This window comes from Shinella lacus, assembly GCF_010994755.1.
In the GTDB taxonomy this organism is placed as follows: domain Bacteria; phylum Pseudomonadota; class Alphaproteobacteria; order Rhizobiales; family Rhizobiaceae; genus Shinella; species Shinella lacus.
On sequence record NZ_WHSB02000002.1, the window covers coordinates 665,219 to 682,571 of the forward strand.

The following is a 17,353-nucleotide window of genomic DNA, read 5'->3' on the forward strand; positions in this document are numbered from 1 at the left end:
CTCTTCTGAACAGAAGGATTTTAAATGAGAGGCTTAGATGAACTGGCCCATCTGGGCGCGGCCCTCAAATCACAGGTCAAATTTGCTGCGCCTCTAGAGGTCAGCATGGCAGCGTCAGGCTGGAAAGCCCGCGTTGCCAGTTGGGTCAGCGATAATTTCCCTAATACCGGGCTATCGGCCGAATGGGCCGCACTTCCAATTATCGAGATAGGTCTCCCACTCTCAAACCCTACTAGCCTGGCAAGGGTGATGGCCGAGGGGCATGTCGACCGTCACCTTCAATGGCTCGCCGATTTGCCATTTAAGGTTCGGATGCGCGATCTTACCATCCCAGAAGCGGTAAATGCCGAGAGCATTGAAGTCGGGCGCCGCGAAGTGAAGCTTAACGTAACCTCACGCGCGATCGTTGACCCTTCCCGCATTGATGAACTGCGAAATATTACTTCGCCGAATTTCGATTTGGCAAAGCTGATCCGCCTATGTGAAGAGCTGAACTTGGCATTTGCGACCCAGAGTTATCTTTCAATGGCGATGCTCACTCGCGCAATCGTGGATCACGTTCCGCCCATATTCGGAAAGTCGACCTTTTCCGAGGTTGCCAATAACCATGGTGGCGCGACACTGAAACGTGAGCTCAAAAACCTCGACACAACGGCAAGAAGCATTGCTGACCTACACCTCCATTCCCAAATCAGAAGAAAAGAAGTCCTGCCGACGATCACGCAAGTCGACTCCTCCAACTCGCTGGACCTACTCTTGGCCGAGGTCATCGTCGCGCTTAGCGAGTGATGCCCCCTAGCATGTCCTCTATCTCGAGTGTGGAGGGGTGCAACCGCCACCAAGGGCGGGTGCGAACCCCTTCGCACTCTCAGGGGGTATAAGGGGGTGTGTGAGCACCCCCAGTCTGAAGGGGTCTGAAGGGGTCTGAAGGCAGTCTGTACCCTTAGTCTGAAGGCTGATCGTCGACCACGACAAGGTGCTTCGTCCGGCGTGACGGAGAGCCTTCTTCGACAATCCGTATGCTCCCGCCGTCAAGCAATCGTTGCTGAGCCGCGACCAACTCCTTCTTGGACAGTCCCTTGGCATCGGGATGAGCCGCAATCACCTTCACCGCATATGTCGCGGACGGTGACGGGCTGAGCCTCTGGCCTTGCTGGAACAGCTTCGCGAGGGTTTCAACGAATACCCGCTCGGCACGCGCTGCTAGCAATGCGGATCCCGCAGCGGGCCGCCCGTCGTCAAGGACGAATATGCCGCCCTGCCAACGCATGCGGATCTCGCCGCCCTTGCGCCCATAGTTGGCCTTCATTCCCTTCATCACGCGGGCATCGTCATCATCCTTGTCAGCCGTAAGGTAGAGCCGACTGCGCACGGAGTTGTTCCACGCGGTAGAGCCAGAGATGCCCGTTCCTGTCTGCATGCCAGCTACAGACGGGTGCGACAGTAGGAGGAAAGTGCAATCGAGCTCCATTGCGAGACCGCGCAACGTCGATATGAAGAACCGCACCTGATTGCGGTCGATCTCGTTACCGCCGAAGAGGTCTGCAGAGGTGTCCAGCACCACCAGAGAAGGCTGGAAATCGACGATCTCATCGACAAGCGCCTGCATCTTATCCGTAATTTGTATCCGGCCTTTGGCGTCCGCTCTGACAAGTTCGGCATCCTGGCCGGCGGCGGGTATGACGCGCATACCGCCGAGGGCGGCTAGGGTCGTCCCCTGTGCCACACAAATGTCATCCAGCCGTCTGTGCAGTTCGTCCCACTCATCTTCCGCGGCGAGTACCAGCGTGCGGCCGTATGCCGGCGAAAGGCCTAGCGTCTCAGTGCCCATGCAACCAGCGGCAGCAATCTGCAAAGCGACCAGTGATTTTCCTGTGCCGCCATCACCGGAGAGCAGCGTGACATTTCGAGCCGGAATAAGTTCATCAATATACCACTTGCGCGACGGAACTGACGCATTCGCAAAATTAGCCGGGCTGATGACCGTGAAAAGGTTCTTCGCGCTAGGCGGCACGTTGTCATTCGCCGGGACGGGCGGGAAGAGCTCTCCGGCAAGCTTCGCCATGGACTCCTGCAACCGCGTGGCGGCAGTCTCAGGAGGACGAGCGCCTATATCGCGCGCGATGATGCCGGCGGCGATGGCGGCATCGGCATCTGGTCCGGCAATTTGCTCTACGTGGGGCTGGCCAACATCGCTGAAAAAAATAAGCATCGACGTTTCCGGCGAGCATCCGTCGATCTGATCTACGAGAATGCCGACGCGGTTTTCGACTTGCACATCTTCCGGCCATTCATCGGCCGGCAGCGACTCGAGATTTGCCGGGTCGGCATGCCCCCAGTCTGGCGAGCCGTCGGGATGCGCTGGCGCCAGAACGACGTTGACGATGGCGTGGCCGTGGTCGACGAGGCGATCGTGCGTCCCGAATACCAGCGCCTCGCGACTGTCAGGGTCCGGTTTCTTGAGTAGGGGAGGCATTCCCCGAAGTTCTTCGATATTCGTTTCAAGCTGCTTTTGGTTCAATGCGGTCATCTGGGGCGACATCCCTCTCGGCGATTGCGGCGAGTTCGTTGGCAATTTCGGGTGCAAAGGTCACGGCTGAACCGCCGGAGATTGATGGACCGAAAACGCGAAGGCCGGTTTTCGACTGCACTAGACGCAGACCGTATGCGCGAATTCCAGGTGCGATTTCAGCGTCAAAGCGCGCGAGGGTGTTCCCGCCGCCTGGAGGCGCGGGTCTGATAGATAGGATCTTCATGATGGTCCTTGGTTAGGCGGCTATGAGGGTCATGCTGCAGCCCTCGCCGAAATCTTTGCTTGGATCCAGTCTGTCACTTCTGACCGGACGAACGCCACGCGCCTGTCACCAAGATCGACCGCAATAGGAAAGCGGCCTTCGAATCGGTAGCGATTAAGCATGCTGCGGGACATGCTCGTCAGACGGCATGCGTCGTTCAAGCTGATAAGCATAGGCACATTGTCGTTTGCAGGCGTCATGGTGCTCCTCTGCCGAACACGGAACATCGTTCCCGAGTCGGTCCAATAGCGTGAATAGAGAAGGATCTGGTACCGACCGACTGGCCGGGTTGAGTTGCGACACGCCATTGTGGCGCGGCCCGTTAGGACCTGATCTGACGCGGTAGGGCTTACGTCGCCAGCCTACCTCGGCGGGAACCACCCCGCACTGAGCGCGCACCAAGACGCGCCCATCGTCAACGTATAGTTGAATTTGACAATTTAGTCAAGATGGTCAGCTAAATATAGTCCGCCCATTGCTGCATTAGCGCCCTCCTCCGCTCAAGGGCATCGGATCGCGCATAGGATCTCTCCACCGCGTCGCCAACGGCATGAGCCAGTGCTGCCTCTGCGATCTCGCGGGGTGTATGCGCGACCTCGGTTGCCCAATCACGAAAAGATGATCGGAAGCCATGGACGGTTGCCCCCTCTCCTCCCGCCGACTTCAGCGCCTTACCGAGAGTCATATCTGACAGAGGTTTCTTGTCTCGGACGCTTGGGAAGACGAGCTCGTTGACGGATTGCGCCGCCATCGTCTTCAGCAACGCTACAGCTTTATCCGAGAGCGGCACTCGGTGAGGCTTTCCGGGTTTGGTCCGTGCCGCTGGAATCGACCAGATCTTCTTCTGCAGGTCGATCTCAGACCAAAGTGCGCCTCTCACCTCACCGCTTCTAACAGCAGTCAGAATGGCAAACTCGAGTGCCCTCGCCCCAACGCCTGCCACATTGGTCAACTTCTTCATAAAGCCCGGCACTTCCTCATGGGGCATAGAGGCGTGGTGCCCTTTGCTAGTGAGCGCATCAGGTTTGTGCAGAACGTGCTCGAGGTTGCCCCTCCAGGCGGCCGGGTTCTCACCGCTGCGATGCCCCTCCACCTTCGCGGAATCGAGAACTCGCTCTATCGCTTCGCGCAACTTCTCAGCGGTTTCCTGCTTCGAACCCCACAATGGTCGGATTGCGGCAAGCACATGGTCGATGGCAACGTCTGCAATCGGTTTGTCGCGGAGACTGGCGGCATGATTTTCGATCATGTTGCGCCAGCGTGCTTCAGTCTTGGCACCACGCCAACGCCCCACCCGTACAGCTTCATCGATGTAAAAGTCGGCGTAATTCCCAAAGGTCATTACGTCGCGCGGAGGGGCATTCTCGGCCTTTCGCTGTTCGATAGGGTCTACGCCATCGCGAACGAGCTGCCGAGCCTCGGCCGCTCTATCCCGTGCCTTGGCCAAGGACGTATCGGGATAAACACCAAGGCCCATCTGCCGCCGCTTGCCGCGGAAGGTGAAATCGAGGATCCAATAACGCGAAGCGCCCTTGGCGACGAGCCACAGTCCGCCACCATCGCGTAGCTTCGCCGCCTTGCTTGCGGCGATCGCCTTCACCGTCAGCACATTTCGAGTATGGCTCCCCATTTTCCTTCCCCGCAACTTTCCCCGCTTTTGGGGGTGTTGCTAGTTGTAGACGGTATGGTCACAATGGGCAAGGAGGACGCTGAATATTGGTAATTCAGCGGGTTGCGGGTAGACGGTAAAGTTGAAAGGGTCGCTATCCAATTTCCGGCCCGGGGAGCCAGATTTTGAGGGGCTGTGCTGAAAAGCGCGGCCCTTCTGCTTTTCCGGCATAGACGCAGTTAAGGAGCCATCCTTCCGCAGGATTGGCTCCCCGTCAATGATCACGTGCTGCTTTCGCTATCGCACGTTCGTCGGCTGGCGCTTGATGTTCATCTGGAGTTCGTGGCGGCTGGCGAAGCGGCCGAAGAGCAGGAGAAGCTTGCGTTCCTCCGCCTTGTCCAATCCGTTCTTGCGGCAATGTTCGATTACATCGAGCACATTGCGGGTCTGGCGGGGGCTGAACTGGCGATTGTCGATGTGGTGCGTCATGGCGGGCTCCTCGCTTCGGCATTCGGGCAGAGGAGGAATGCGCCGGGCGGCTTATTGTTCCCGGCGCTTTGATTTTCAGGCCACCATTCCGGCACCCGCCTGGCCGGCACTGCGGGCGAGGCTGTAGTCGCGATCGGGGGTGGCGCGGTGGAAGGTCTGGCTGCGGTCGCGCGGCCGCATAGCGGCGTCGCCGAGCGGCGTTCCGATTACCCCGTCGGCATAGGTGCCGGTCGCGATATCGTCGTCATGATCGACCGGGCTCGCCGGAAAAAGTCTGAAAAGCATCCTGATACCTCCAATTTTCCTTCAAACGAACGGGCGCGGTTTCCGTTCCCGCCGATTGCCGGATAGACGCAAAATTAACCATGTTTCCTAACAGCTCGTTAAAGCCTCGCGCTTTTCCGGGCGACCTTGCGCATCTTTGTGATCCGACCTGTCACGATTCACGTCTTGGCGTTCAGGAACATTGACGCTAGCTTACCCTTACGTCGGGTTGGCAGAGGGGCAATCGATGACGAATGATTTGATTTCAGAACAGACATTTTCAGATCGAGACATTTTGACGGCGGCCAATTTCGCCACGCGCGCGAAAGGACTGCCGTTCCGCGCGCAGATGGTGTTGCGCAGCCTGCTCGGCCTGGAAACCGGGGCGCTCGCCATAACGGTGCCAAGCGGCCAGACATTCGTGATCCGCGGCAAGACGCCCGGCCCGAACGCGGTCGTGAAGCTCAACAACTGGAACCTTGCCTATCGCGCCGTCAGCGGCGGCACGATCGGCGTTGCCGAAAGCTACATGGATGGTGACTGGGAAAGCCCGGACGCCGGCATGTTCCTCGAACTCGTGCTGGTCAATACCAACATCGTTCGCAACTACACGAACGGCCCGCGCGGCCTGCTGCTGCTCGTCGAAAAATTCCGCCACTGGCTGAACGCCAACACCCGCCGCGGCTCGCAGCGCAACATTTCCGCGCATTACGACCTCGGCAACGAGTTCTATTCCCAGTGGCTCGACCCGACGATGACTTATTCCTCCGCGCTCTATTCGCGCGGCGCAAACGACCTCACCTCCGCCCAGGTCGCGAAATACCGCGCCCTTGCGGAGGCGACCGGCATCGGCCCGAACGACCATGTGCTGGAGATCGGCTGCGGCTGGGGTGGCTTTGCCGAGTTTGCGGCCAGCGAGATCGGCTGCAAGGTCACGGGCCTGACGATCAGCCGCGAGCAGCTTGCCTTTGCGCGCGAGCGCATGGCGAAAGCCGGCCTTACCGACCGCGTCGAGCTGAAATTCCAGGATTACCGCGACGAGACCGGCACCTATGACCGCATCGTCTCGATCGAAATGTTCGAGGCGGTCGGTGAAAAATACTGGCCTGCCTATTTTTCCAAGCTGAACGAATGCCTGAAGCCCGGCGGGCGCGCCGGCCTGCAGATCATCACCATCCTGCAGGAAGCCTATGAAGAATACCGGTCGAACCCGGATTTCATCCAGAAATACGTCTTCCCCGGCGGCATGCTGCCGACCCGCGAGCACCTGGCATCGCTCGGCCGGCAGTTCGGGCTGTCGACGGCCTCCGACATCGGCTTCGGCCATGACTATGCCCGCACGCTCGCCGAATGGCGCCACCGCTTCTGGGCCGCCTGGGAGCGCATCGTGCCGCTCGGCTTCGACGAGCGCTTCCGCAAACTCTGGGAATTCTACTTCTACTATTGCGAAGCGGGTTTTCGAGCGCGAAACATCGACGTGCGGCAGGTGGTTTATACGCGTCCGCTCGGCTGACCCGCGCAGGTTAAAAAAAATCCCTCTGGAAGCTCGTTCTCGGGGAACACGATTTCTTGCAAAGCGCCGCTTGGCGGCCGAAAAGACGTTTCCTGATCTAGGTTTATAACGCGAGGCTCGGCTCCCATGGCAATTCTTCCGTCCGTTCTGGATGCAATCGGCAATACGCCGCTGATCCGGCTCAAGGGGGCTTCCGACGCGACGGGCTGCGAGATCCTCGGCAAGGCGGAGTTCCTGAACCCCGGCCAGTCGGTCAAGGACCGCGCGGCACTCTATATCATCCGTGCCGCGGAACGCTCCGGGGCGCTGCGTCCTGGCGGCGTCATCGTCGAAGGCACGGCCGGCAATACCGGCATCGGGCTGGCGCTCGTCGCGCAGGCGCTCGGCTACCGCACCGTCATCGTCATTCCGGAAACCCAGAGCCAGGAAAAGAAGGACGCGCTGCGCCTGCTCGGCGCCGAGCTCGTCGAGGTCCCGGCCGTTCCCTACAAGAACCCGAACAACTACGTAAAACTCTCCGGCCGCCTCGCCGAGCAGCTTGCGAAAACCGAGCCGAACGGCGCGATCTGGGCCAACCAGTTCGACAATGTCGCCAACCGTGACGCCCATGTCGAGACGACGGCGCCGGAAATCTGGCGCGACACGGACGGCAAGGTGGACGGCTTCGTCTCGGCCGTCGGCTCCGGCGGAACACTGGCCGGGGTTGCCGCAGGCCTTCGGGCGAAAAACCCGAACATCAAGATCGCGCTTGCCGATCCAGATGGTGCGGCACTCTACAACTATTATGCGCATGGCGAACTGAAGGCCGCCGGCAGCTCGATCACCGAAGGCATCGGCCAGGGCCGCATCACGGCGAACCTCGAAGGGTTCACGCCGGATTATTCCTACAATATTCCCGATTCCGAGGCGGTTCCGCTTGTTTTCGACCTGATCGAGAACGAAGGCATCGCGCTTGGCGGCTCCTCCGGCATCAACATTGCGGGCGCGATCCGGCTGGCCAGAGACCTCGGCCCGGGCCACACGATCGTGACGATCCTCTGCGACTATGGTAACCGCTATCAGTCCAAACTCTTCAACGCGGACTTCCTCGATTCGAAGGGCCTGCCCGTTCCGGCATGGCTGACGGCGAAATCGGGGATCAAGGTCCCCTATCAGCCGGTCGAATAGGTCTCATGTCCCTGCCAACCACTGCCCTCTTTCGCGACGATTTTTATCTTTCGACAAACGAGGCGGTGGTGACGGCGGTGCACGAGGATGGCGGCATCGAGCTCGACCAGACCTGTTTCTACGCGACATCCGGCGGCCAGCCGGGCGATACCGGCTTTCTGGAGCGCACCGACGGTTCCCGCATCGCGCTCGGTCCGGCCGTCAATGGTGGCACGAAAGAGATCATCATCCACCGCCCGCTGAAGGGCGAAACGTCGCCGATCGTCGGCGAGACGGTGGTCGCCCATATCGACTGGGCGCGCCGCTACAAGCTGATGCGCATGCACACGGCCTGCCACCTGCTCTCCGTCGTCTGCCCCTACCCCATCACCGGCGCGGCCGTTGGCGAGGACGACAGCCGGGTCGATTTTGACATGAGCGAGACGATCGACAAGGATGAGGTGACGGCGCGGCTGATGAAGCTCGTTGAAGAAAACCATCCGATCTTCGTGCAATGGATCACCGATGAGGAACTCGCTGCCAATCCCGGCATTGTGAGGTCGAAGAACGTGCGCCCGCCGATGGGCCTTGGCCGCGTCAGCCTCGTCTGCATCGGTGAAAACTCTTCGGTCGACAGCCAGCCCTGCGGCGGCACGCATGTCTCGGAGACGCAGGAAGTGGGTGCCATCCACATCGGCAAGATCGAGAAGAAGGGCAAGGAGAACCGCCGGTTCCGCATCCGCTTCGGTGCGCCCGGTTCCGAGGCGTAGCGCTTTCTGGTTTACGCAGTTCCGGACGCAAGACCGCGTTCCGCATTTTTGCCGGAATTGCCTGAGGAGTAAAAAATGTCCAACGACAAGAGCAGGTTCGTCGTCTCGGCCGACTGGGTGGAAAAGCAGCTCGGCGCGCCGGAATTCCGCATCGTCGATGCCGCCTGGTATCTGCCCGCGCAAAACCGCAACGGCGCCCTCGAATATGCGGCCGGCCACATTCCCGGCGCCGTCTTCTTCGATCAGGATGTGATCGCCGATCATTCGAGCAACCTGCCGCACACCGTGCCGTCGCCGGCCTTCTTCGCCACCGAAGTCGGCAAGCTCGGCATTTCGGATACGGACACGATCGTCGTCTATGACGGCCCCGGCATCTTCACCGCGCCGCGCGTCTGGTGGCTGTTCCGCACGATGGGCGCCAAGAACGTCTTCGTGCTGGATGGCGGTATCGATGGCTGGAAGAAGGAAGGAAGGCCGCTCCAGACCGACCTGCCGGAACCCGCCCCCGCCGTCTTCCACACCAATTTCAATCCCTATGCCGTCACCTCCTTCGAGGAGATGCGCGGCATCGTTTCGACCGGCTCCAAGCAGATCGCCGATGCCCGCGGCGCCGGCCGATTCACCGGCGAGGAAGCGGAGCCCCGCGCCGGCATGCGCTCCGGCCATATGCCGGGCGCCAAAAGCCTGCCGTCGGGCACCTTCTCCGTCGATGGCAAGTTGAAGGACCTTACGAGCCTGCGAAAACATTTCGAGGATTCGGGCATCGACCTTTCGAAGCCGATCGTCACCAGCTGCGGCTCGGGCATCACGGCGGCGATCATCACGCTGGCGCTCACCTCGCTCGGCCATGACAACAACACGCTCTATGACGGCTCCTGGTCGCAATGGGGTGGCCGGGACGATACGCCGGTCGTGACGGGAAAAGACTGATGGCGAAGAAGGCACAGACGGCACCGATCGCCGTCCACATCACCGCGCTCGAAATGACCTCGCCCCCGAAGCAGAGCCTGCCGGTGCCGGTCAACGTGCACACCGCGATCCTCAATGCGCCGGAAATCCCGCTCGCCTTCTACCGCTTCCTCTACCGGCAGGTCGGCAGCCGCTGGCACTGGGTCGACCGGCTGCGCATGACGGACGATACACTCGCCGAGACGCTGTACGACAAGCGCAACAGCGTCACCGTGCTCTATGTCAACGGCGCGCCGGCCGGGTTCTTCGAGCTGTTGCAGATCGATGAGGACGTGGTCGAGCTGTCGCATTTCGGCCTGTTCGAGCGCGCGCTGGGGCTGGGCATCGGCAAGTGGTTCCTGCTCCAGACGCTCTATGCCGCCTGGTCGCTCGGGCCGAAGCGCGTGACGGTTACCACCAACAATCTCGACCATCCGCGCGCCCTCCAGCTCTACCAGATGTTCGGCTTCTCGCCGGTGGGCACGCGGGATGCCGAGCTTGTTCCGCTCGCCGACGTCGAGCTGCTGGCGCTTGCCAAGCGCGATTGTCTGCTGCCGCCAGAGCCGCGTTAATCAATCTGAACGGGAGCTAACAGCCGGTTCAGCTCCCTTTCAGATCGCCTATGGCAATTTCCGTTCAACAGACGATCAAACGAACAGGAAACATTGCCATGCAACGCCGCGCCTTTCTGACCGCGTTCGCCACCGCCCTTGCCGTCCCCGCCTTTTCGGGCCTCGCGCTCGCGCAGGAAACCCCGTCCTCGGAGATCATCCTGCGCCGCCTCGATGCGGCCCCCTCCCGCCGCCTGCGCGAAGAGGAACGGGTGACCGTGCGCGAATTCAAGCGCCGTCCGGATCTGCGCGGTGCCGCCCCCTCGATCAACATCCAGTCGATCAACTTCGCCTTCGCTTCCTCGGATATTCCGCGCTCGGAATACCGCAAGGTCAGCCAGATCGCGCGCGCCATGGAACAGCTCCTCAAGCGCCGCCGCCGCGCCGTCTTCCTCATCGAAGGCCATACGGATGCCGTGGGCTCGGCCGCGTCCAACCAGGTGTTGTCCGAGCGCCGCGCCGAATCGTTGAAGCGGCTGCTCGTGCAGGAATTCGGCATCCCCTACCGCGCGCTCGAAACGGTCGGCTACGGCGAGGACTATCTGCTGGTGCCGACCCAGAACGAGGAATGGCGCAACCGCCGCGTGACGCTGCGCCGCATCGACGAATTCGTGCGCTAATTCAACGCTCCAGATGCATCACCGCGGGTGCCGGCCGGCATCCGCGGTGATGTTGTTTTTGCGGCCTACTTCGGTGCTGGAAACGACCGGGCAACTATGTCATATGACTGTCACGAGCATTTCCCGAAGGCGATGGAGCCGTGGACGGATCGATCGGCATACAAACGGAATCTTTCGCTCGCATGGACAGCCCCACCCCTGATCTTCGCGATTTGCTTGGCAAGCGGGTGCGCATCCTGCACACCAAGCGGCGCCTCAGCATCCAGAAGCGCATCGTCGTCTTCGAGCAGCAGACCTATGTGCTGCATTTCTTCGTGCTGAAATCGACCAAGGACCGTTTCGAGGACGCCGTCGGGCGGCTGGAGGCGGCCGGCATTTCCGCCCAGCATGTCTGCGCCGGCACCGCCTCGTGGGGCGATGCCATCAAGGCCGGCGGCCACTGGCTGGCGCTCTCCTACCTGCCCGGAAAGCCTCTGACCCAGAAGGCGCATCCGGCAGCGCTCGCGGCGCTTGGCCGCACGCTCGCCAAGCTCAACACGATCGAAGGCGCCGCCACGGGCGCGCTCTTCGAACGCCGCCGGCCGGTCCTGCCGCATGAGGGTTATCTCGCCCAGTCCGGCGCCCTTCACAGCCCGGAAGAGCGGCGCTGGATCGAACAAAGCCTCACGCGCATGCGGCGCCTGCCGGCCACCCAGCTCACCCATGGCGACCTCTACGGCAGCAATATCATCGAGCAGGACGAACATGCGATCGGCCTGATCGACTATGAGCTGATGACCTATGACGTGTCCGGCATCGAGCTTGCCGCAACGATGATGCGCCCGTTCTGTCGGCAGACCGCGCAGCGGCGCAGCCTGCTCGACGGCTATCTCGGCACCTGCGCTGCCGACCTGCGCGCGACCTGGCTGGCGCACGCGCCGGACCTCGTCTTCACCGCCGCCACCCGCTTGCTCGCCGCACGGCGGCAGCGTATCCGTCACCTGAAGATCCGCGACCGGCTTCTCTCCATCGCTGAAGCGCTCCCGCTGGCATCGCTGCGCAAGCGGCTGAAAGACCGGCGCGAGGCCATTGCCAGGAACATCGTGTCCGCCGAGGCGAACGAGGCCTATTACCAGCACATCGCCAAAACCATGGTCGGCCTCTGCCTCGCCGATCCGGCGATCGATCCTGTCGAACTCCTGCGGCAATGCGACAAGGCGTTTCGTAAGACGGCCTGACAGGAATCGGGTGTCGCGGTCGCGGCCAATGATGAAGGATTGCGGCACCTTGCAACCGGAGCCGCCAAAAGATGTCCCTTCGTTTCCTGCCCATGCCGACCGAAACCGCGACCGCCTACTGGAGCGGCGGCAAGGATGCCTATGGCATGGTGCCGGAGCGGTATATCTCCGACGGCGATGGCGTGCCCTGCCGCCATTGCCTGCGGCTCGTTGGTGCCGGCGAGGCCTATCTCGTCCTGGCGCACCGCCCCTTCCCGGCCGTCCAGCCCTATGCGGAAACCGGCCCGATCTTCCTGCATGCCGAGCCCTGCGCCGCCCATGTTCCGTCTGAAGACTTGCCGCCGATTCTGACCAGCCGCGACTATATCGTGCGCGGCTATTCGGCGAGAGGCCGCATCCTCTACGGCACCGGCGCCGTGGTGCCGACCGGCGACATTCCCGACTATGCGGCCGCACTGCTGGCGCGCGCGGACGTCGCCTATCTCCACATCCGCTCGGCGCGCAACAATTGCTACCAGTGCCGCATCGAGCGCGCATGAAAAAGGCCCGGATCGCTCCGAGCCTTCTTTCCTTAAATCCATGCCTGATCAGGCGACGTTCAGCACCGCTTCCGGGGCATAGGCCTCGTAGCCGAGCGCCTCGGCGACCGGGCGGTTGGTGACGCGGCCCCTGTGCACGTTGAGGCCGGCGCGCAGGTGCCGATCCTCGGCAATCGCCTTCAGGCCCTTGTCCGCGAGTTGCAGGCCGTAATGCAGCGTCGCATTGTTCAGCGCATGGGCGGAGGTGACCGGCACCGCGCCCGGCATGTTGGCGACGCAATAGTGCACCACGCCGTCGACCTCGTAGGTCGGGTCGGAATGGGTGGTGGCGTGCGAGGTCTCGAAGCAGCCGCCCTGGTCGATGGCGACGTCGACGATGACCGCGCCCCTCTTCATGCCCGACAGCATTTCGCGGGTGACGAGTTTTGGTGCCGCGGCACCGGGGATCAGCACGGCGCCGATGACGAGATCGGCGGAGAAGACTTCCTCTTCCAGCGCATCGATCGTCGAATAGCGCGTGTGGATACGGCCGCCGAAAATGTCGTCGAGCTGGCGCAGGCGCGGGATCGAGCGGTCGACGATCGAGACGTCCGCGCCGAGGCCGGCCGCCATCTTCGCCGCATGCAGGCCGACGACGCCGCCACCGATGATCGCGACCTTGGCCGGCAGCACGCCCGGCACGCCGCCGAGCAGGATGCCGCGGCCGCCATTGGCCTTCTGCAGCGCGGTGGCGCCGGCCTGGATGGAGAGACGACCGGCAACCTCGGACATGGGTGCCAGCAGCGGCAGGCCGCCGCGCTCGTCCGTCACCGTTTCATAGGCGATGGCGGTGACGCCGGAGGCGAGCAGGCCCTGGGTCTGTTCCGGATCGGGGGCGAGATGCAGGTAGGTGTAGAGAATCTGTCCGTCGCGAAGCTGCGCCCATTCGGAGGGCTGCGGCTCCTTGACCTTCACCACCATGTCGGACTTCTGGAAGATATCCGCGGCGGTGGCCACGATCTTCGCGCCGGCGGCGCGGTAGGTGTCGTCGTCTGCGCCGATGCCGGCGCCAGCCTTCGTCTCGACGAGAACCTCATGGCCGTGGGCCACATATTCGCGCACGGCCCCGGGCGTCAGGCCCACCCGATATTCGTGATTCTTGATTTCCTTCGGACAACCGATACGCATGCGCGTTCCTCTCCCAGTGCTGTTCCCGTTCATTGCCGCCGCTTGCCGGCGGGGACCACTATGGAAGCAGAGGATGCGTGCAATGTCCTTGCAAAGCGGGTTTGCGAAACGCACCATTGTCGAATATTCTGCGAATATCAGCAGAAATTTCGAAGGAAATTCGAATGGCACATCTGGATGCAATCGATACTGCGATCCTGAGGGTGATTCAACAGAACGGCCGGATCTCCAATGCGGAGCTTGCGGAGCGCGTCGGCCTGTCGCCGTCGGCCTGCTCGCGCCGGCTGGACATTCTGGAAAAATCCGGCGTCATCAACGGCTATCACGCCCGCGTCTCGCCCAAGGCGCTCGACTACAAGATGATCGCCATCGTGCACATCTCGCTTTCCGGCCAGTTCGCCAAGACGCTGAACGAGTTCGAATCCGCCGTGAAACTCTGCCCCAACGTGCTCGTCTGCTACCTGATGTCCGGCGAATACGATTATATCCTGCGCGTCGCCGCCAAGGATCTGGAGGACTACGAGCGCATCCACCGCGACTGGCTGTCGGCGCTGCCCCATGTGGTGAAGATCAATTCGAGCTTTGCGCTGCGCGAGATCATCGACCGGCCGAATGTCGGCATCTAGCTCGCGATGACCCGGTTTCGGCCGGCATTCTTTGCGGCATAGAGCCGGGCGTCGGCCGCCGAAAGCAGGGCGTTCAGCGTCGTGCCGTCGTTGTAGCTGTTGGCGATGCCGATGCTGACTGTTACCGGCACGCCGTCCGGCCGGCGGATTTCCGTCTCCACGGTGCGGCGCAGGGCCTCCGCGCGCTCGGCGCCGGCCTGCGGCGAGACATCCTCGCAGATCACCACGAATTCCTCGCCACCGAAGCGGAAGACGCGGTCGGTGCCGCGCAGTGCGCGCTGCAGGCAGGCGGCCGTCTCCTTCAGCACGCCGTCGCCGGCAAGGTGGCCGAAGCGGTCGTTGACGTCCTTGAAATGGTCGGCATCGATGATCATCAGCGCCATCGGCTTGCCCGCCGCCAGCATCGCGGAAAGCAGGCGCGGCGCCTCGAATTCCAGACGGCTGCGGTCGTAGACGCCGGTCAGCGCATCGCGGCCGGAACGGTCCAGCAGGTCCTCGTAACGCTCGCGGAAGGTGAGATCGGCAAAGATATCCGAGATCGGCCGCGGCGAGACGGGAATGGCCGAAATGCGCGAATAGGAGAGATAGATGGTGATCAGCACCGCATAGGCGCAGGCCGCCATCATCTTGGCGATCCACCCGCCCCAGAAGACTTCAACCGGCGCGCCGTTGAGGAAATGCAGGGCTGCGAAGAAGCCGATCTGGTCGAAGGTCAGCACCACGACGCCGGATACGAAGAAGCGCATGGCCGTGCTCTTCTTGAACACCCGCCCGAGCCGTTCGTAGAGCAGGATGATCGCCAGCGCATCGATATAGAGCAGCGTCGTGCCCCAGAGCATCAGCCAGCCCATTTCGTCGATGAAGGCGAGGTCCGCGATGCGGCCCGGCACAGCACCGATCGTCTGGTGATGGCGCAGGAAGAACCCGAGGCCGACCGTCAGGAAATTGCCGGCGAGCAGGCCGTAGATCGGCGCGCGCACGACGGCGGCGTCCTCCTTCACATAGAGAAGGAGAATCATCATCAGCTTGCCGGAAAACAGCACGGAGGAGCCAGGCGAGATGACGCCGAAGGGCAGCTCGATGTAAAAGACGGCCGCGAGATAGGTTTCGAGGAAGTGCATCACGCCAAGTGCGGCAATGAAGACGCCGATGCCGATCTGATGGCGCAGATGCAGGATGCCCACCATGAAGACGAAATAGAATCCGGCCTCGACGAGAAGCAGGATCAGATTTTCAGTACCCATGGGCGATCCGCAGTTTCTTCGCTTCGCCCGGCAGCTAAATACAGGGCAAGAGTCGCAACAAGTCTTTTCCTGCGGATACAGGCAATCGCGCCGGTTCTCCAGCGCGTTTACGTTCTTTTGTTTGACTTTTCACAGAACGAGGCGGGAAATCGCCCCGGTGCGGTCAGACCTGCCGGCTGTCCACGCCGTCGTTGAACAACGAAGGTCCGTGCTGGTCGACGATCTGCTTCGCCTTGCGAAAGGTCGAGGCGACCGTATCGTCCCGCGAGGAGAAGAGATCGGCGCGGATGAAGCTGCGGGTGAAGACCCGGTCGCCGTCCCGCTTCTCGATCCGCCCGGCCAGGCGATACTGGCCGCCTTCCGGAATGGGAGCCGCGACGAGGGTGAGGTCGTTGTAGGCCTCGGTTTCCTCCGCGACCTTCGCGGGGGCTGCCGAGTCGCCGCCGCGACCGAAGAGTTTTGAAAAGAACGATGCCATGGCCGATTGCTAACACAGGCCGCCGCGCCCTCCAAGGGGAGAGCGCGGCCAGCCCCTGCCCCTAGATGATGAGGTTTGCGAGAATTTCGTTTTCCGTGATGTCCTGGTAACGCATGCCGGCAGCGTCGAAGGCCTTTTTCAGCGCCGCAAAATTCTCCGGCGCCTTGGTTTCGATGCCGATGAGGATGGAGCCGAAGTTGCGGGCGGATTTCTTCAGGTATTCGAAGCGGGCGATGTCGTCGTCCGGGCCGAGCATGTTGAGAAAATCCTTGAGCGCGCCTGGGCGCTGGGCCAGGCGCAGGATGAAGTATTTCTTCAGCCCGGCATGGCGCATGGCGCGTTCCTTGACATCCGGCAGGCGCTCGAAATCGAAATTGCCGCCGGAGACGACGGCGACGACCGTCTTGCCCTCCAGCGCCTCGCGGCCGAGCGCATCCAGCGCCGTCAGCGACAGCGCACCCGCCGGCTCCAGCACCACGCCCTCGACATTCAGCATGTCGATCATCGTCACGCAGATCGCGTTTTCCGACAGCAGCATGACCTGATCGGCCGAAAACCGGCTGAGGGCTGCAAAATTGAGGGCGCCGATCTGCCCGACCGCGGCACCGTCGACAAAATTATCGACCTGGTCGAGCGTCACCACGGCACCGCTTTCGAGGCTGCGCTTGAGGCTCGGCGCACCCGCCGGCTCGCAGAACAGGAAGCTCGACGGGCCGATCCTGTCGGCAAGATAGCCGGTCACGCCCGAGGCAAGGCCACCACCGCCGACGGGCAGCACCACGAGATCCGGCAGCTTGCCATCGGGCAGCTGCGCGACGATTTCGGCGGCCACCGTCGCCTGGCCCTCGATGATATCAGCATGGTCGAAGGGCGGCACCATCAGCGCGCCGGTCGCCTCCGCGTGCTCGCGGGCCGCCTTGTAGCACTGGTCGAAGAAGTCGCCGACGAGCTTGATCGTGACGAACTCGCCGCCGAAAATGCGGGTCTTGTCGATCTTCTGCTGCGGCGTCGTCACCGGCATGAAGACCACGCCCGGCACGCCGAAATGGCGGCAGACGAAGGCGAACCCCTGCGCGTGGTTGCCGGCCGAGGCGCAGACGAAGCTGCGCGCGCCGTTCTCGTCGGCGAGAACCTTGCGGAAGAAGTTGAACGCCCCCCGGATCTTGTAGGAGCGTACCGGCGAGAGGTCCTCGCGCTTGAGATAGATCTCCGCGCCGTAGCGGGCGGAGAGATGTTCGTTCAGCTGGAGCGGCGTTTCGGGAAACAACCCGCGCAAGGCCTCCATGGCCGCGTCGACGTCGGATGTCATGCTCTGGT

General features: G+C 62.2%; 19 protein-coding genes. 10 read left to right on the forward strand and 9 right to left on the reverse strand.

Features of this window, described 5'->3' with window-relative positions; translation table 11 throughout:
• Positions 1 to 24: 24 nt before the first annotated feature.
• Positions 25 to 789, forward strand: a complete 765-nt coding sequence (locus GB927_RS07775) for a hypothetical protein (RefSeq protein ID WP_256116097.1) — start codon at positions 25 to 27, stop codon at positions 787 to 789.
• Between the two features lie 154 nt (positions 790 to 943).
• Here the strand turns inward: GB927_RS07775 and GB927_RS07780 are convergent, their stop codons facing one another.
• The 5 genes from GB927_RS07780 to GB927_RS07800 all read right to left on the reverse strand — a co-directional run bounded on the left by GB927_RS07780 (position 944) and on the right by GB927_RS07800 (position 5,178).
• Complete coding sequence (locus tag GB927_RS07780; RefSeq protein WP_256116098.1) at positions 944 to 2,530, reverse strand: AAA family ATPase; 1,587 nt, start codon at positions 2,528 to 2,530, stop codon at positions 944 to 946.
• A gap of 255 nt (positions 2,531 to 2,785) precedes the next feature.
• Positions 2,786 to 3,103, reverse strand: coding sequence for a helix-turn-helix transcriptional regulator (locus tag GB927_RS34375; protein WP_369431627.1), 318 nt, complete (start codon positions 3,101 to 3,103; stop codon positions 2,786 to 2,788).
• 149 nt (positions 3,104 to 3,252) lie between these two features.
• The gene (locus GB927_RS07790) at positions 3,253 to 4,404 is read right to left on the reverse strand and encodes a tyrosine-type recombinase/integrase (RefSeq protein ID WP_256116099.1); all 1,152 of its coding nucleotides are present in this window, start codon (positions 4,402 to 4,404) and stop codon (positions 3,253 to 3,255) included.
• 297 nt (positions 4,405 to 4,701) lie between these two features.
• The gene (locus GB927_RS07795) at positions 4,702 to 4,893 is read right to left on the reverse strand and encodes a hypothetical protein (RefSeq protein WP_256116100.1); all 192 of its coding nucleotides are present in this window, start codon (positions 4,891 to 4,893) and stop codon (positions 4,702 to 4,704) included.
• Positions 4,894 to 4,968: 75 nt separating this feature from the next.
• Positions 4,969 to 5,178 carry a hypothetical protein gene (locus tag GB927_RS07800; RefSeq protein WP_256116101.1) on the reverse strand — a complete coding sequence of 70 codons (210 nt, stop codon included), beginning with the start codon at positions 5,176 to 5,178 and terminating at the stop codon, positions 4,969 to 4,971.
• A 226-nt stretch (positions 5,179 to 5,404) separates the two neighbouring features.
• Here GB927_RS07800 and GB927_RS07805 point away from each other — a divergent pair, with 226 nt between their 5' ends.
• The 8 genes from GB927_RS07805 to GB927_RS07840 all read left to right on the forward strand — a co-directional run bounded on the left by GB927_RS07805 (position 5,405) and on the right by GB927_RS07840 (position 12,521).
• Positions 5,405 to 6,670 carry an SAM-dependent methyltransferase gene (locus GB927_RS07805; protein ID WP_256116102.1) on the forward strand — a complete coding sequence of 422 codons (1,266 nt, stop codon included), beginning with the start codon at positions 5,405 to 5,407 and terminating at the stop codon, positions 6,668 to 6,670.
• A 126-nt stretch (positions 6,671 to 6,796) separates the two neighbouring features.
• The gene (locus GB927_RS07810) at positions 6,797 to 7,837 is read left to right on the forward strand and encodes a cysteine synthase A (RefSeq protein WP_256116103.1); all 1,041 of its coding nucleotides are present in this window, start codon (positions 6,797 to 6,799) and stop codon (positions 7,835 to 7,837) included.
• 11 nt (positions 7,838 to 7,848) lie between these two features.
• Positions 7,849 to 8,586, forward strand: a complete 738-nt coding sequence (locus tag GB927_RS07815; RefSeq protein ID WP_256116204.1) for an alanyl-tRNA editing protein — start codon at positions 7,849 to 7,851, stop codon at positions 8,584 to 8,586.
• A 75-nt stretch (positions 8,587 to 8,661) separates the two neighbouring features.
• A complete protein-coding gene (sseA, locus tag GB927_RS07820; protein ID WP_256116104.1) occupies positions 8,662 to 9,516 on the forward strand; it encodes a 3-mercaptopyruvate sulfurtransferase in 855 nt (284 codons plus the stop codon).
• On the forward strand, positions 9,516 to 10,106 hold the full coding sequence (locus GB927_RS07825; protein ID WP_256116105.1) for a GNAT family N-acetyltransferase: 591 nt from the start codon (positions 9,516 to 9,518) through the stop codon (positions 10,104 to 10,106). The genes sseA and GB927_RS07825 overlap by 1 nt, the downstream gene beginning before the upstream one ends.
• 98 nt (positions 10,107 to 10,204) lie before the next feature.
• Positions 10,205 to 10,765 (forward strand): OmpA family protein, encoded by a 561-nt coding sequence (locus GB927_RS07830; protein WP_256116106.1) that lies wholly within the window; start codon positions 10,205 to 10,207, stop codon positions 10,763 to 10,765.
• Between the two features lie 182 nt (positions 10,766 to 10,947).
• Positions 10,948 to 11,982 carry a phosphotransferase enzyme family protein gene (locus tag GB927_RS07835; protein WP_256116107.1) on the forward strand — a complete coding sequence of 345 codons (1,035 nt, stop codon included), beginning with the start codon at positions 10,948 to 10,950 and terminating at the stop codon, positions 11,980 to 11,982.
• Between the two features lie 71 nt (positions 11,983 to 12,053).
• Positions 12,054 to 12,521, forward strand: coding sequence for a DUF1203 domain-containing protein (locus GB927_RS07840; RefSeq protein WP_256116108.1), 468 nt, complete (start codon positions 12,054 to 12,056; stop codon positions 12,519 to 12,521).
• A 48-nt stretch (positions 12,522 to 12,569) separates the two neighbouring features.
• Here GB927_RS07840 and ald read toward each other — a convergent pair whose 3' ends face one another.
• Complete coding sequence (gene ald / locus GB927_RS07845; protein WP_256116109.1) at positions 12,570 to 13,688, reverse strand: alanine dehydrogenase; 1,119 nt, start codon at positions 13,686 to 13,688, stop codon at positions 12,570 to 12,572.
• A 164-nt stretch (positions 13,689 to 13,852) separates the two neighbouring features.
• On the opposite strand from ald, the gene GB927_RS07850 reads away from it, so the two are divergent.
• Positions 13,853 to 14,314 (forward strand): Lrp/AsnC family transcriptional regulator, encoded by a 462-nt coding sequence (locus GB927_RS07850; RefSeq protein WP_256116110.1) that lies wholly within the window; start codon positions 13,853 to 13,855, stop codon positions 14,312 to 14,314.
• Here GB927_RS07850 and GB927_RS07855 read toward each other — a convergent pair.
• From GB927_RS07855 to ilvA, 3 genes are all read right to left on the reverse strand, one after another.
• Complete coding sequence (locus GB927_RS07855; protein ID WP_256116111.1) at positions 14,311 to 15,558, reverse strand: GGDEF domain-containing protein; 1,248 nt, start codon at positions 15,556 to 15,558, stop codon at positions 14,311 to 14,313. The two genes, GB927_RS07850 and GB927_RS07855, sit on opposite strands and share 4 nt — an antisense overlap.
• A 163-nt stretch (positions 15,559 to 15,721) precedes the next feature.
• Complete coding sequence (locus GB927_RS07860; RefSeq protein WP_256116112.1) at positions 15,722 to 16,036, reverse strand: HlyU family transcriptional regulator; 315 nt, start codon at positions 16,034 to 16,036, stop codon at positions 15,722 to 15,724.
• A gap of 61 nt (positions 16,037 to 16,097) precedes the next feature.
• Entirely contained in the window at positions 16,098 to 17,345 is a 1,248-nt protein-coding gene (ilvA, locus tag GB927_RS07865; protein ID WP_256116114.1) for a threonine ammonia-lyase, read from the reverse strand.
• Positions 17,346 to 17,353 lie beyond the last annotated feature (8 nt).